This is a genomic window from Weissella hellenica, from assembly GCF_005405545.1.
GTDB lineage: Bacteria > Bacillota > Bacilli > Lactobacillales > Lactobacillaceae > Weissella > Weissella hellenica.
The window spans coordinates 103,647-118,079 of the sequence record NZ_BJEG01000003.1; the positions used below are offsets into that span (position 1 = coordinate 103,647).

The following is a 14,433-nucleotide window of genomic DNA, read 5'->3' on the forward strand; positions in this document are numbered from 1 at the left end:
TACATTTTAAAAGCAGCAAGCTACCGATATCATAATTGGCATCTTGCTGCTTATTTTGACTTTGCCACTGACTGCTTGATTAGCCTCAATTACTTTAGTTATTGTTAGCATTACCAACGGCATCATTAGCATCTTGTACATCATCGGTCTTGCCCAAGTGCTCATCATAATTAGCAGAATAGTAAACTTTACCAGTCTTCAAATTAGCGACGAAGTATAGATACTGCTTATCACGATCACTCGGGTTCAAAACAGCATCAATAGCTTCCAGTGATGGGTTATTAAGTGGTCCTGGTCCAAATCCTGAGTAACGATACAAATTGTAAGGATTCTTACTTTGGACATCCTTATTAGTCAAGTTAGGCTTATTTGTCTTCATCGCATATTTTGTTGCGACATCGGACTGTAATGGCATCTTATCATCAATACGATTCAAAAAGACACCAGCAATTGTTTGACGACTTGTTTGGTCAACACCTTCACGTTCAACAAGGGAAGCAACAGTTAACATTTCATGAACTGTCAAACCAGAGTCTTTAATGCTCTTAAAGCGATCCTTTAACTGGATGTAAGATTGCGCAACCATTTGGTTAACTAACTCACGAACGTTATTAGCATCTTTCCAATTGTAAGTAGCCGGATATAGATATCCTTCTAGCCGATAACGAATGTCTTTAGCTTGTTCACTTGAGGTTTCTGAGTCTAATAAACCGGGATAAGCATCCTTCAAACGGTTAAAGAAGGCTTTATCATTAACCGCCTTTAAAAATTCAGCTTTCGTAAACTTCGTTTTGTTGTTTACTTCGGTTGCAATATCGTCAATCGTTTCACCCTCACGTACAGTAACGGTCTCTTGATTATTTAATGGTGATGAAGCACCTCCACTTTGCAAAGTTTTAACCATGTCTGCAACTGTGTCAGACGGTGCAAATAAGTAATAACCTGACTTTAAATTAGAAATATTATTAGCAGCCACATAATGCGTAAAAGCACTCTTTGATCGCAATAATTTGGCCTTGTCTAATTTATCTGCAATTTGGTCTGCATCCGCGCCGGCTTTAATTTTAATTTGCTTGCTCTTTTTATCCTGTGTATTTAATGCAGAATAATCACGACTATCCTGATAATGGATCACAAAACTCACGCCACCAACAATAATTGCCAATAGAATGATAATAATCACGATAGCTCGGTTAGTACCACGACGGCTACGCCTTTTACGTCCCCTGTGATTACCATTATTCATAATAATTTCTCCTAAATATATCTTTTTTAACAAAAACGACAACAGCAAAAATAGTCGCCATTACGATAATTATATCAGTAATAGCGACTATTTAAAAAGTGCTTAATTATATCTTAACGTATTTCAGCACCAAACTGCTCAGCTAACGCACTGGCAATATGGTCAACCTTTTGACTCGTTTCATCATCAAGCATTGTTTGCTCTGCATTCACGAAAGTCAACCCAACAGCAATTGACTTCATGTCACTTGGCACATTTTCACCAGTATAGACATCAAAAATGACAATATCATGCAAGTGCTTACCACCAGCTTGTTTAATCGCCAATTCAATTTGAGCTGCTGGTATATCACGATTAACTAAAATTGCCAAATCACGTGAAACTGCTGGGTAACGTGAAATAGCCTCGTAACGACCAGTGACCTTAGTCAATTCAATAATCGCTGTTAAATTTAATTCAAAGGCAAAAGTTTCATTAATCCGATACTCTTTTGCTGTCAATGGGTGAATTTGACCAACAAACCCAATCAATACATTGCCCACATAGATATCAGCTGTGCGCCCTGGATGCATATCCTCACGCACTGTATTAACAACAAAAGCCACATCATCAGCAAAGCCATAGTTCGTTAATAATTGTTCCACAATGCCCTTGATTGTATAGAAATCAGCTGCTTGTGCTTGTTCTGCCCAGGTACGTTCTGCTACATTCCCAGTAATAACACCTGCTAAATGTTCAATTTCTTGTGGCTGCTTTGTCAAATCACCATCTGAAACGAAAACGCGTCCCTGTTCATACAAAGCCACATCCGTTTGCTTACGAGCTTTATTATAAGCAACATCATCCAACAAGCTTGTCAGTAAGCTACTGCGTGTTTGCTGACGATCTTGTGACATTGGGTAATCCAATTGCACTGGCTGACCATCATGTAACGCAAAACGGTTGGCTTTTTCTGGTGTGGTCAAAACGTAAGAAATAGCTTGGTTAAGACCAAGACCTTCCAAAACGTGGCGACTAGCGCGTACCAAGCGTTGTTGTGCTGTTAACTTACCCGGTGTCGTATCACCAGTTGGTAGCGTCGTTGGTAAATTATCATACCCATACAAACGAGCGATTTCTTCAATCAAATCAGCTGCAATCGTGATATCCCAACGACGAGCAGGGACAGTCACTGAAAATACATCGTCATTAACTTCATATTCAAAGAACAAACGATCAAAGATGGCGGCAATTTCATCACTGGTAATTGTTGTCCCCAGCACATGGTTAACATATGCCACACTAACGCTAACAACTGGTGCCTCATAAGCAAAGTCTTGTGCAACAACACGTCCACTAGTTACTTGTCCACCAGCTAGTTCAGCAACTAGAACAGCAGCATGATCCAAAGCAGTAAAGGTATCTGCAACATTCACACCACGTTCAAAACGCATTGATGCTTCAGAATGTAGATTTTGATCACGCGCCGTGTGACGAATTGACTTAGGATCAAAAATAGCCCCTTCTAAAACAATGTCTGTCGTTTGTCCCGTTACTTCAGTAGATTCACCACCCATGACACCCGCAAACATCAAGGCTTCATCCCCTGATGCAATCACAATATCTTCAGCTGACGCTTCTCGTTCAACACCATCTAAAGTCTTAATCTGTTCTTTATCTGCTGCACGACGTACATGTACTTCTGCAGCTGGTAATGCATTTAAGTCAAAGGCATGCATTGGTTGACCATACATCAACAACATATAATTTGTAATATCAACAATATTTGAAATTGGGCGAATCCCCATGGTCCACAAACGACGTTGCAACCATAATGGTGAATCCTTAACCGTAACATTTTTAACAACGCGAACAGCGTATTTTGAAGCTAGTTCTGCTGGTGCCGTTGAACTAATGACATCACTAGTCTTTTCATCAACTTCGTTTAGTTCGAACGTTGGTAATACAGGTTCTTCAGATAGAATGGCAGCGACTTCCCATGCCGTACCATTCATTGAAAACAGATCTGCACGATTTGGTGTAATACCCGTTTCCAAAACATCATCATCAAGACCTAGAACCTTTAGAGCATCCTCGCCAGGCTTTAGGTCCGTTGCATCAACATCGTTAAATACCCAGATACCATCTTCAAAATCTTTAGGTGAAATTTTATCATCAAAGCCAATTTCTTGTAGTGCTGCTAACATCCCATTAGATGGTTCACCACGTAATTTACCTTTACGGATTTTCTTATTATCACCAATAACTGAACCATGCTTAGCTAAAACCACCGTTTGGCCTTCAGCAACATTTGGTGCCCCTGTTACAACTTGGATTGGCTCATCTTCACCAGCATCAAGTTGGGTAATAACCATATGATCTGAATCAGGATGAGGGACAACAGACAAGACCTTAGCAATCACAATTTTTTTCATGTTGCCTTTTGGTTGGTATAACCCTTCCACTTCTACTGCCGTACGAGAAATTTTTTCTGATAATTGCGCTGCTGGCAATTCAATTGGTAAATAATCGCGTAACCAATTTACTGAAACTTTCATTTTGTCTTATCCTTTCTGATCAAATTGTGTTAAGAAACGTACATCATTTAAGTAGAAGTTACGAATGTCCTCAACACCATATTTAAGCATTGCAAAACGATCAGGGCCCAAGCCAAAGGCAAAACCACCATAAACTTCAGGGTCAATACCTGACTTACGCAACACATTTGGATGTACCATACCCGCTCCTAACACTTCAATCCATTCAATGTCTTCAGAATTCATATCAGGTGTAACGGCATTCCATGAAATATCAACCTCAACAGATGGTTCCGTAAATGGGAAGTATGAAGGCCGTAGTCGAATATCATGTGCTTCACCAAACAAGTTATGGGCAACGGCTAATAAAGTACCCTTTAAATCACCCATTGTAATATGCTTATCAATCACTAATCCTTCCATTTGGTGGAATTGGTGTGAATGCGTCGCATCATCAGTGTCACGACGGTATACACGACCTGGTGACACCATCTTTAACGGTCCTTTACTAAAATCATGCGCTTCCATTGTCCGGGCTTGAACTGGTGATGTTTGCGTACGCATCAAAATATCAGGCGTGATATAGAACGTATCTTGCATATCACGGGCAGGATGGTCCTTTGGCAAATTCATACGCTCAAAGTTATATTGGTCCTCTTCAACTTCAGGTCCTTCAATAACTTGGAATCCCATCCCCATGAATTGATCTTCAAGATTTTCAATTATTTGTTGCAACACATGTGGTTGTCCTTGCTTAACAGCACGACCTGGTAGTGTGACATCGATAGCCTCAGCTGCCAATTGTGCATCCAAAGCAATTGCTTCCAAATGAGTTTGGCGATTAGCAATTGCCGTCGTTAATACATCACGGACCTCATTAGCTAATGCACCAACAACTGGGCGCTCTTCAGGCGTTAGATTTTTCATGCCACGCAACACTTCAGTTAGTGGCCCTTTTTTCCCTAACCAGTGCACACGAACTTGATTTAATATCTTAACATCTGCCGAATCATTAATTTGGCCTAATGCTTCATCACGTAGTGTCGTGAGCTCATCTTGTAAACTCATATTCATTCTCCTTATACTTATATAACTATTATAAATAAAAAGTCCCTTCGATATTACTATCGAAGGGACGCTCATTAACGTGGTACCACCCAATTTTAGTAGTCAAAAGACTACCCTCGGTTATCTATTAACGGTGATAAACCGCATCAATGTTTAACTGATGAACTCCTGACTGAAATTCTATGATTCCAAAGGCAGGCTTTCACCATCTCCTGCTCGCTAATTCATTGAAAAACACATACTAGGTCATTCATTGCTTCTTGCTCTATTGTACAAACTTTAACTTACATTTTCAAGTTTCTATTTATTAATTGTTTGCCACTTATCTGACCATTCATGAATTGCGGCCATCATGTCACGCATTGACTCACCACGTGGTGTCAACGCATATTCAATCAGTGCTGAATCAGCATATGTGCGACGTTCAATAATTCCAGCGGCTTCTAACTCTTTTAGACGTTCAACCAAAACACGATCTGAGCATTTCGAAACAGATTCTGCTAAATCTTTAAAACGTCGTGGACCATTGACCAATAACGTTTCAATAATCATGCCGTTCCATTTGCGCCCTAAAATCTCAAAAGTTGCGACAAACTTATCACACAATTTATTCTCAGACATATCACCAGCTATTTTTTCAGTTGCTTCTGTCATATGTTTTTCTCCTTCATCAACTAAATTTCTTTTATCGTATAACCATTTTATGCTTTACTTACAAAAAATGCACGAAATAACTTTTAATACATTATTTCTATTATAACGTTATACGCAGTACAGCGAAAGTTAAAGTTGACATTAGGTGTATAATTATCTAAGAAATTTTTTTAGGAAAGACAGGTATCAGCCTACGTTAACACAAAATTCCAGTCGTATTTTAAATGCGACTTTTATTCAATTATTTATTATTCAAATTCTTAGTATGATGACTTTTTATAGTCTCTTTGTCATTATCGGGCCTTATGCTGTCAACACATATCATGTTAGTACAACGATGGCCGGTTTAATTACAGGTATGACGATTATTGGGACGATGGTTGCTCGTTTTGGAGCTGGTATCATGACTGCTAAATTCAGCGCAAAAAGCTTAACCATTATCAGCATGATTATCTTAGTGCCCACTTTATTAGCCTATCAATATCATGGTGGGATTGCTGTTTTGTTACTTATACGGTTTATTCAAGGGCTTGCTGTTGGATTAACTGGAACTGTCACAAATACGGCTGTTGTGAATGTCATCCCCACTACTCGTCGCGCTGAGGGAATTGCTTATTTCTCATTAGCAACAATCCTAGGTACCGCTTTTGGTCCGTTCTTTGCTTTACTAATTGAGCAACATGCTTCATACACGGTACTATTTTGGATAGAATTTTTCATTGGTATCATTGCTTTAATTGCCTCATTACTAATTGATCCAAACAGGGTCGTTATTAAAGCAACGCCAACAACCAAAAAATTTAGCTGGCAAACTTTAATTGAACCTAAAGTATTAGGCATTTCTTTAACTCTTGGTTTTGTAACTTTCGGTTATGCTGCGATTCAATCCGAACTTGATTTTTATGCAAGTGATTTGAACCTAACGACATTTGCCTCATATTTCTTTTTGGTTTACGCCTTTGCTGTTTTGATTTCACGACCAGTCGTTGGACGTTTAATGGATAGTAAAAACGAAAATTATGTTGTTTATCCAGCTTTGATCATTTTAGCAATCGGTTTAGTATTACTAGCTTTGATGTCAAATGGTTGGACGATGCTACTTGCTGCAATTTTTATTGGCTTTGGATTTGGTAACTTCCAATCAGCTGTTCAGTCAACGACCACCCAAATGGTCCCAGCTGATCGGCTAACCCAAACAACAGCTACTTATTTTATTTGTTATGAATTTTCATTAGGGTTCGGTCCCTCAATCATTGGCTTTATTCAACCAATATTAGGCTATCAAAATCTATTTATCATGATGGCAATTATTGCCGTTATTGGTATTGTACTTTACTACCTTATTCATGGACGCAAAGTCTCTGCATAATAATTTTATATAATAAAATACCAGAACTTATTGATGTAAACCAATAAATTCTGGTATTTATTTTTATCTTAAATTAAAGTTCTGCTAACTTAGAAATCAAAATAGCACCAATAACAACCATAATGGCACCAACAACAATGAATCCCATTTGATGCTTGGTCTTCTTCTCTTTCAAGATGAAGATGGCCCCAAACGTTCCAACAATAATACCTGTTTGTGACAATGTCGTTGCTGTTGCTTGACCAACATCAGGATTACCAGTTGAGATGAACATGAACACATTTCCAAGTGCCCAAACCAAACCAGTAATAACTTGACGCCAAGTACCTGATTTGAACATATCACCTGTCTCCTTAAAGAAGAAGATAACAATTAGGATAGCCCCTAAGATTTGTCCAAGTGACTGTGGTGCCACAATAGCAGTCATGTAATCCAAACCATTGTTTTGGTTATGAACGGCATCTGAGATGTAACCCCATTTGTTCAACAAGTTAGGAATAACAAAGTAGGCCATGAATCCAAGCGTTGAAATAATTACGGCAGTAATCCCACCCTTGAAATCACGCTCCGGATTCAAATCTTTTGGTGCGTTTTTATCGCTAACCGTTGTAAATAAAGCACCAACAGTTACCAATGCAATTGACAAAATTCCAAAGAACCACATCCGACCAGTGTGCCATTCACCAAGAACGGCTGCTGCCATCAAGGCATTACCAACAATTTGACCAGAAGTTGAAAGTGGATTACCAATTGATACCCCTAACTTCTTAAAACCAATTAATTGACCGACTTGACCAATAGCCCAAACCAATCCTGATATGAATCCAACAACCCAAATCCTTGAGTTAAAAGCATAGTCTGCACCAGCATTGGGAATAACAAATGCAAATAAAGTACCGAATCCTAAAATAAGGGCACCAATGGTCATTCCCATAATACCTTGAGCTGCAGTTCCACCAGCTTTGGTGGTTACAATACCAACTGACCCCCAGGCTAGAGCAGGAACTAAAGCGATTAAAATCGACATTTTTCTTTCCTCCACAATCAAAAAAATATATAAATCAACATGATTGAGAATACACTATTGTAACCGATTACACAAGCATAAATATTAGCTTTCAACGTAATATATCACCATAAAAGCACTGTAAATCAAGCCTTACCAGTAGCGTAAGTATTTAAGATCTATTTTTTATCACCGTTATTTAATCTAATTGTTAATTTTATATTTTATAATCAAAAAAACGAATTGCATCTCAAAATAAGTGCAATTCGTTTTTCAATTTTTGTTAGTTTGTATGAAATAGTCGCTTCATACGTGCTGAAGCTGGTGAGAAAAATTCAGCTATTGCTAAGTAATCATCAACCAAATCGACTAATAAACTCTCACGATAATGTGGTAATTCACTAGTAGCGCCCCACATATGTTTCAAAATGATATCCTTCTCCATTGGTGATAGATGCGTAATTTTTTCTGCATTACGCAATGCTACTCGTGGATGGATAAATGCATGTGACCCCAGCTCAAACTTGGTTTCACGCCAATCATAGAAAAACAAATCATGTAAGACACCTGCACGAGCAACCGCTGTCGCATTAAGTCCAAAGCGCAATGCTAGTTTATAACTAACATAAGACACCGTAATACAATGAGTTAATCGATCCGAATGGTGATGCTGCGTATAGTTAGCCATTTCTTGTACTTGTGGATGTGATAACAAATCTTTTACGATATCTTTATATACTTTATCTTTTTCCCAGTCTAATACCATAGCGTTCCCCCTCGCATAAGTATAGATTACCTAATCAAACTTTAACGAGCCTTTAATGAGAACATTACTACTCCGGCAGCAACGGCAACATTCAAAGATTCTGCTTGACCAGTAATTGGAATATACAAGTTTTGCGTGGTCATACCAGCTAGTGCTGACTGCATCCCCTGTCCTTCATTCCCCATAATCAACGCAAATTGCGTTTCCGCAGGTATCGTAAAGACATCTGCAGCTTGTGGGTCTAACTGTGTACCATAAACGTTCATACCGTTTTGGGTAAATGACGCCGTCCACTTTGCCAAATCTCCTGTAGTTGTGACCAAGTGGAATTGTGACCCTTGCATAGCTCGTAGCGCTTTAGGCGAATAAGGATCAACAGAGCCTTGGCCAAAAACAACACCAGAGAATCCTGCTGCATCAGCTGTTCGAACCATTGTTCCAACGTTACCGGGGTCTTGAATACCATCTAAGAATAACCAAGCACCATCATGAATAAACTGTGGTTCACGCGTTGCTTTCGGCAATGAGACTTCCGCAAAAATACCTTGCGGCGTAACCAAGTCAGATAGCTTCTTAGCAATTTCATCGGTAATTTCAAATACAGGTACTCCTAATGGCAATTCCTCCTGATGTTCTGCCAATTGTTCAGTCGTACCCATAAGTGCATGTAACTTACCCTCATGGTTAATTGCTTCTTGTACTAAATGCCAACCATCAAGCAAGTATGTTTGACTAGCTTGACGGCCTTTTTTCGTTTGTAGCTTTTGCCATGTTTTAACACGGTCATTTTTTACTGATTTTATAATTTCCATAACTCTATTATACGCTAAAACGAAGGTGATTGCTTATGATATAATCTATTATGGGATTTAAATCACATTTTGTTGCTAAAGAAAGAAGGATAACATGCCAGTTTTAGATTTAAATGACACGGCTGCTGTCAAAAAATATGAATCATTTGTACAAAGTTCACCATATGGACAGGTTAATCAAGACCTTGGTTGGGCACAAGTTAAAAATAATTGGGAACCTCGTTATGCTTACGTGACTGATGAAACCGGTCAGATTATTGCTGCCATTTCGATGTTATTAACGCAAACAAAATTAGGTAAAAAATTTGCCTATGCAGCCAAAGGGCCAGTTATGGATATTGCTAACTTAGACTTATTAGATCAGTTAATGGTTGAAGCTAAAAAAGCGCTTGATGGTGACGATGCTTACGTCCTACGCATGGACCCAGAAGTCGCCTATTCAGAAGAATTAGATGATGCACTGCAAGCACGTGGTTTTCAAACACGTAATCGCAATGTTGCTGATGAAGGAATGCATGCGACAATTCAACCCCGTTTAAATATGGTGTTAGATTTAACGACGAATCCTGACGCAAAAGAAACCTTTGACTTATATCCTTCAAAAACAAAATCTAAACTAAAGCGCCCAATGCGTGATGGTGTAACCGTTCGTTATGGTAGTGATGCTGCTTCACTAGATGCTTTTTATGAGACCTATGTAAACATGGCTAATCGTCACGGCATTACATATCGACCAAAAGATTATTTCGAACGTATGTTAACTACCTTTGGTGGTGAAAATGGTATAATGCGTGTCTACATGGCCGAGCGTGAAGGTGAACTTCTGTCAACTGGTATTGGTTTTAAATACGGTCGTAAGATTTGGTATATGTATGCCGGATCAAATGATGGTCCTACTTATTACGCACCCTATGCCGTGCAAACAGCCATGATTCAATGGGCATTGGACGCCGGTGTTGACTTGTATGACATGGGTGGGATTGCCTCACAGTCAACTGACGATGGACTTTATGTTTTTAAGCACACTTTTATTAAAGCGGATCCACGTGAATACATTGGCGAAATTGATTTAGTATTGGATGAAAACGCCTATACAACATTAGTTCATAAGTAAATCATCGGATAAAATAAATTCTTTAAACTAAAAAATAGCACATCACCAAATTTTGTGGTGATGTGCTATTTTTAACGTGTTTTTTTAAAATATAATACTTAATATCAGTACTATACTGACTCTTTTATTCAGGATTTTGTTCAGCTAAACGCCAACGTAAATAGGCATTCATAAAGGGGTCTAAATCGCCATCCATCACACCTTGTGGATTTCCTGATTCAAAGTTATTGCGATGATCTTTAACCATTCGATATGGTTGGAAAACATATGAACGAATTTGTGATCCCCAACCATTTTCTAATTGATCTCCGGCAATGGCCGCCCGTTCTTGTTCTTTTTTATCCATCTCTAACTGATATAATTTAGCCCGCAACATACCATATGCAGTATCCTTATTTTGAAACTGCGAACGTTGTTGTTGTGATGCAACAACGATACCTGTTGGTATATGTGTTAGGCGCACTGCTGAAGATGTTTTATTAATATGCTGACCACCTGCTCCGGAAGCACGATAAACATCCATTTTAACATCTGCCGGGTTAATATCAATTTCAACCGAATCATCTAATTCTGGCATCACATCAATTGAGACGAATGACGTATGACGACGTCCAGCAGAATCAAATGGTGAAATACGTACAAAACGATGTACCCCACGTTCTGAACGCAAATATCCATAAGCATTATGTCCCGTAATTTTCAATGTTGCCGAATCAATACCAGCAACATCCCCAGGATGATAATCCATAATATCAACTTTAAAGCCATGGCGTTCTGCCCAACGTGTATACATTCGTTGCAAATTAGCCCCCCAGTCGGCTGACTCAGTACCACCGGAACCAGGATGAATCTCTAAGATAGCATTATTTTTATCATACGGTTCATTTAATAGCTGTGCTAATCGATAAGCCAATAAATCTTCGTTCAACTGATTCAAATCGGTAACCATTTCTTGGGCCATATCTTCATCAAAAGTTTCATTCAACAATTCTATTGCCGTTTCAACAGTTTCAACACTATCTGTTAATTTTAAATAATCATCTCGACGTCCTTTTAAGACATTGTTTTCATCAATTACTTTTTGTGCTGCAATATTATCTTGCCAAAAATCTGGTGCAATCATTTTAGCTTCATTAGCAGCAATTTCATCATTCAAAGCATCTAAATCTAATGATTCACCAAATTTTTCAATTTCTGCGCTCATTTCTGCTACTTTATGTCGTGCTTCAGAAATTTCCATGCCTACTCCTCCAATCATATTTAAAAATTGAGGTTGAGATAAGCATCCCAACCTCAATCAATACATTATTAAATAATATAATTATTTACCGAACATTTTGACGGATTTCCGATTTCATAAATAGGCGTGTTACATCATATTCAACGCCTGAAATCATATCACCAAACATTCTAAAACCTTCGTTTTGATATTCAATCAATGGATTCAATTGTCCATAACCACGTAATTGAATTGAATCACGTAATTGGTTCATGGCTTCCATATGATCAGTCCACTGAGCATCAACGACACGTAGAATCACAACACGTGTAAATTGCAATAAGCGCTCTTCATCATCCCCAAGATCATGTAATTTTTGATCGTACATTAACTTAGCACGTCGATAAATTTCATCTGAAATTGCTTGGGGCGTCTTCTTATCTGCCAAATCGTCAACCGTGATTGAATCCACTGGTACAATCGTTGATTGTGCAAAATCAACTAATGCTGCTAAGTCCCAATCTTTTTGCTTACCCTGCGTTTGATTTTGAACAACGCGATTAATTGTTCGTTCAACCATTGGCAACAATACATCACGTAATGATTTTTCTTCATCAATAACATGGTTACGATCCTTATAAAAGGCATTACGTTGTTGAGACATGACATCATCATATTGCAAGACATGCTTACGTGAATCATAATTATTACCTTCAACACGTTTTTGCGCTGATTCTACTGATCGTGTGATTAATCCATTACGAATAACAGCATCTTCATCGCCCATATTCATACTTTCCATCAATGTCTTAATGCGTTCGCCACCAAAACGAATCATCAAATCATCTTCTAATGATAAGAAGAATTGTGAATAACCTTCATCTCCTTGTCGACCTGAACGACCACGTAATTGATTATCAATTCGACGTGACTCATGACGTTCTGTACCAATAACGGCTAGCCCACCAAGATCAGTAACCCCAGGGCCAAGTTTAATGTCAGTTCCACGACCAGCCATGTTCGTTGCAATAGTTACAGCGCCACGTTGACCAGCATTCGCAATAATTTCAGCTTCTCTAGCGTGGTTTTTAGCATTCAACACACTATGAGGAATACCTGCATTATCTAACAATTGTGCTAGCAATTCAGATGTTTCAACCGCAACAGTACCAATCAAGATTGGTTGTCCTTTTGTGTGTAACTCAGTCACCAGTTGCAATACGGCATTAAACTTTGAATTTAAGTTTGGATACAACAAATCAGGCTCGTCAATACGTTGAATTGGCTTGTTAGTTGGGATGGTCGTGATTTCCATATTATAAATTTCACGGAATTCATCAGCCTCAGTTTTAGCAGTACCCGTCATTCCAGACAATTTGTTATATTGACGGAACAAGTTTTGATACGTAATTGATGCCATTGCCCGATTATCTTCTTGAATTTGCACTTGCTCTTTTGCTTCAAGTGCTTGGTGAAGTCCATCAGAAAAACGACGACCTTCTTGGATACGACCTGAAAAAGCGTCAACCAATACAACTTCACCATCACGGACAACATAATCTTTATTATTAAACATGGTGTAATTAGCACGCAATGCTTGATCAATGTGGTGAGTCAAAGCAGAATTCCCTGGTCCATAAAGATTATCCAGGTTAAAGTACTTTTCACCTTTGGCGATTCCCTTATCATTTAACAAAACAGACTTTGATTCATGATCAACCTTAAAATCTGTATCTTCAATTAATGATTTAGCAAAGCGATCAGCACGGATGTACAATTGTGTACTAGTCTGTGCGGGTGCCCCAGAAATAATCAATGGTGTACGTGCCTCATCAATTAGAATTGAATCAGTTTCATCAACTAGCGCAAAATTCAAGCCACGTTGGACACGATCTTCCTTGCGGGCAACCATGTTATCACGTAAATAATCAAATCCAATTTCTGAATTAGTTGTGTATGTAATATCGTCCAAATATGCTTGGCGTTTTTCGTCAGGTGACAATTCCGTCAAATTAATACCAACAGTTAAGCCTAACCATTTATATAATCGACCCATTTCTTCACCATCTCGTTGTGAAAGGTACTCATTAACCGTCACAACATGAACACCTTTTTGAGGCAAAGCATTTAAATAAACGGCCATTGTTGCCGTCAAAGTTTTACCTTCACCAGTTTTCATCTCAGCAATATTACCACCATGCAAAACTGTTGATCCCATAATTTGTACCCGGAATGGATATAAACCTAAGACACGTTTTGCTCCTTCACGTACCACTGCAAAGGCCTCTGGTAAAATATCATCCAAGGTGTGACCCTTTTTTAATAATTCACGAAAATATGGTGTTTTTGCTTGTAATTCTTCATCAGATAAAGCTGACATTTCGTCGGCATATGCTTCTACTTTATCGGCCACATGACCCAAACGACGTAATGTTCCTTTATCACTTTCAATAATTTTACGTAATGGATTAGCCATTTATATCTTCCCTCTCATCGGTCATTATTAGCTTTTTACGCTAATTATACTAAGTATCATTCTAACATACTGGTAGGCATATGTAACAGGTATAGTCACATAAAATAAAAGGCTCTATACTTTCTAGCGTGAAACTAAACATTTCACGCTTTTTATTTTGTCTTTTTCACATAAAAAAAGACACCAG

Annotated in this window: 11 protein-coding genes and 1 other annotated feature; of the genes, 2 read left to right on the forward strand and 9 right to left on the reverse strand. The window is 38.4% G+C overall.

Annotated features, from left to right (window positions below):
* Nucleotides 1-94 precede the first annotated feature (94 nt).
* From mltG to FFM61_RS03315, 4 genes are all read right to left on the reverse strand, one after another.
* The gene (gene mltG, locus FFM61_RS03300; RefSeq protein ID WP_074427132.1) at nucleotides 95-1,246 is read right to left on the reverse strand and encodes an endolytic transglycosylase MltG; all 1,152 of its coding nucleotides are present in this window, start codon (nucleotides 1,244-1,246) and stop codon (nucleotides 95-97) included.
* A 113-nt stretch (nucleotides 1,247-1,359) separates the two neighbouring features.
* On the reverse strand, nucleotides 1,360-3,783 hold the full coding sequence (pheT, locus tag FFM61_RS03305) for a phenylalanine--tRNA ligase subunit beta (RefSeq protein WP_074427131.1): 2,424 nt from the start codon (nucleotides 3,781-3,783) through the stop codon (nucleotides 1,360-1,362).
* A 6-nt stretch (nucleotides 3,784-3,789) separates the two neighbouring features.
* Nucleotides 3,790-4,830 (reverse strand): phenylalanine--tRNA ligase subunit alpha, encoded by a 1,041-nt coding sequence (gene pheS / locus FFM61_RS03310; RefSeq protein ID WP_074427130.1) that lies wholly within the window; start codon nucleotides 4,828-4,830, stop codon nucleotides 3,790-3,792.
* A 60-nt stretch (nucleotides 4,831-4,890) separates the two neighbouring features.
* Nucleotides 4,891-5,093, reverse strand: a binding site (T-box leader).
* A gap of 37 nt (nucleotides 5,094-5,130) precedes the next feature.
* Nucleotides 5,131-5,484: a winged helix-turn-helix transcriptional regulator gene (locus FFM61_RS03315; RefSeq protein ID WP_137604601.1), complete on the reverse strand. Its 354-nt coding sequence runs from the start codon at nucleotides 5,482-5,484 to the stop codon at nucleotides 5,131-5,133.
* A gap of 145 nt (nucleotides 5,485-5,629) precedes the next feature.
* Here FFM61_RS03315 and FFM61_RS03320 point away from each other — a divergent pair, with 145 nt between their 5' ends.
* On the forward strand, nucleotides 5,630-6,853 hold the full coding sequence (locus FFM61_RS03320) for an MFS transporter (RefSeq protein WP_083194449.1): 1,224 nt from the start codon (nucleotides 5,630-5,632) through the stop codon (nucleotides 6,851-6,853).
* 73 nt (nucleotides 6,854-6,926) lie between these two features.
* Here FFM61_RS03320 and FFM61_RS03325 read toward each other — a convergent pair whose 3' ends face one another.
* The 3 genes from FFM61_RS03325 to FFM61_RS03335 form a co-directional block, all read right to left on the reverse strand.
* Complete coding sequence (locus FFM61_RS03325; protein ID WP_074427129.1) at nucleotides 6,927-7,880, reverse strand: GRP family sugar transporter; 954 nt, start codon at nucleotides 7,878-7,880, stop codon at nucleotides 6,927-6,929.
* A 262-nt stretch (nucleotides 7,881-8,142) separates the two neighbouring features.
* Nucleotides 8,143-8,625, reverse strand: a complete 483-nt coding sequence (locus tag FFM61_RS03330) for an HD domain-containing protein (RefSeq protein ID WP_074427128.1) — start codon at nucleotides 8,623-8,625, stop codon at nucleotides 8,143-8,145.
* A 41-nt stretch (nucleotides 8,626-8,666) separates the two neighbouring features.
* Nucleotides 8,667-9,437: a TrmH family RNA methyltransferase gene (locus tag FFM61_RS03335; RefSeq protein WP_074427127.1), complete on the reverse strand. Its 771-nt coding sequence runs from the start codon at nucleotides 9,435-9,437 to the stop codon at nucleotides 8,667-8,669.
* 94 nt (nucleotides 9,438-9,531) lie between these two features.
* Here FFM61_RS03335 and femX point away from each other — a divergent pair, with 94 nt between their 5' ends.
* Nucleotides 9,532-10,551: a UDP-N-acetylmuramoylpentapeptide-lysine N(6)-alanyltransferase gene (femX, locus tag FFM61_RS03340; protein ID WP_074427126.1), complete on the forward strand. Its 1,020-nt coding sequence runs from the start codon at nucleotides 9,532-9,534 to the stop codon at nucleotides 10,549-10,551.
* 124 nt (nucleotides 10,552-10,675) lie between these two features.
* Here the strand turns inward: femX and prfB are convergent, their stop codons facing one another.
* Entirely contained in the window at nucleotides 10,676-11,791 is a 1,116-nt protein-coding gene (gene prfB / locus FFM61_RS03345) for a peptide chain release factor 2 (RefSeq protein ID WP_074427125.1), read from the reverse strand.
* Nucleotides 11,792-11,876: 85 nt separating this feature from the next.
* Nucleotides 11,877-14,246 (reverse strand): preprotein translocase subunit SecA, encoded by a 2,370-nt coding sequence (gene secA, locus FFM61_RS03350; protein ID WP_074427124.1) that lies wholly within the window; start codon nucleotides 14,244-14,246, stop codon nucleotides 11,877-11,879.
* Nucleotides 14,247-14,433 lie beyond the last annotated feature (187 nt).

Excerpts from the sequence above, each read along its gene's own strand:
- FFM61_RS03330 (WP_074427128.1), bottom strand. The coding sequence starts at position 8,625 with ATGGTATTAGACTGGGAAAAAGATAAAGTATATAAAGATATCGTAAAA.
- pheT (WP_074427131.1), bottom strand. The coding sequence starts at position 3,783 with ATGAAAGTTTCAGTAAATTGGTTACGCGATTATTTACCAATTGAATTG.
- FFM61_RS03335 (WP_074427127.1), bottom strand. The coding sequence starts at position 9,437 with ATGGAAATTATAAAATCAGTAAAAAATGACCGTGTTAAAACATGGCAA.
- femX (WP_074427126.1), top strand. The coding sequence starts at position 9,532 with ATGCCAGTTTTAGATTTAAATGACACGGCTGCTGTCAAAAAATATGAA.
- prfB (WP_074427125.1), bottom strand. The coding sequence starts at position 11,791 with ATGGAAATTTCTGAAGCACGACATAAAGTAGCAGAAATGAGCGCAGAA.
- mltG (WP_074427132.1), bottom strand. The coding sequence starts at position 1,246 with ATGAATAATGGTAATCACAGGGGACGTAAAAGGCGTAGCCGTCGTGGT.
- FFM61_RS03315 (WP_137604601.1), bottom strand. The coding sequence starts at position 5,484 with ATGACAGAAGCAACTGAAAAAATAGCTGGTGATATGTCTGAGAATAAA.
- secA (WP_074427124.1), bottom strand. The coding sequence starts at position 14,246 with ATGGCTAATCCATTACGTAAAATTATTGAAAGTGATAAAGGAACATTA.
- FFM61_RS03325 (WP_074427129.1), bottom strand. The coding sequence starts at position 7,880 with ATGTCGATTTTAATCGCTTTAGTTCCTGCTCTAGCCTGGGGGTCAGTT.
- pheS (WP_074427130.1), bottom strand. The coding sequence starts at position 4,830 with ATGAGTTTACAAGATGAGCTCACGACACTACGTGATGAAGCATTAGGC.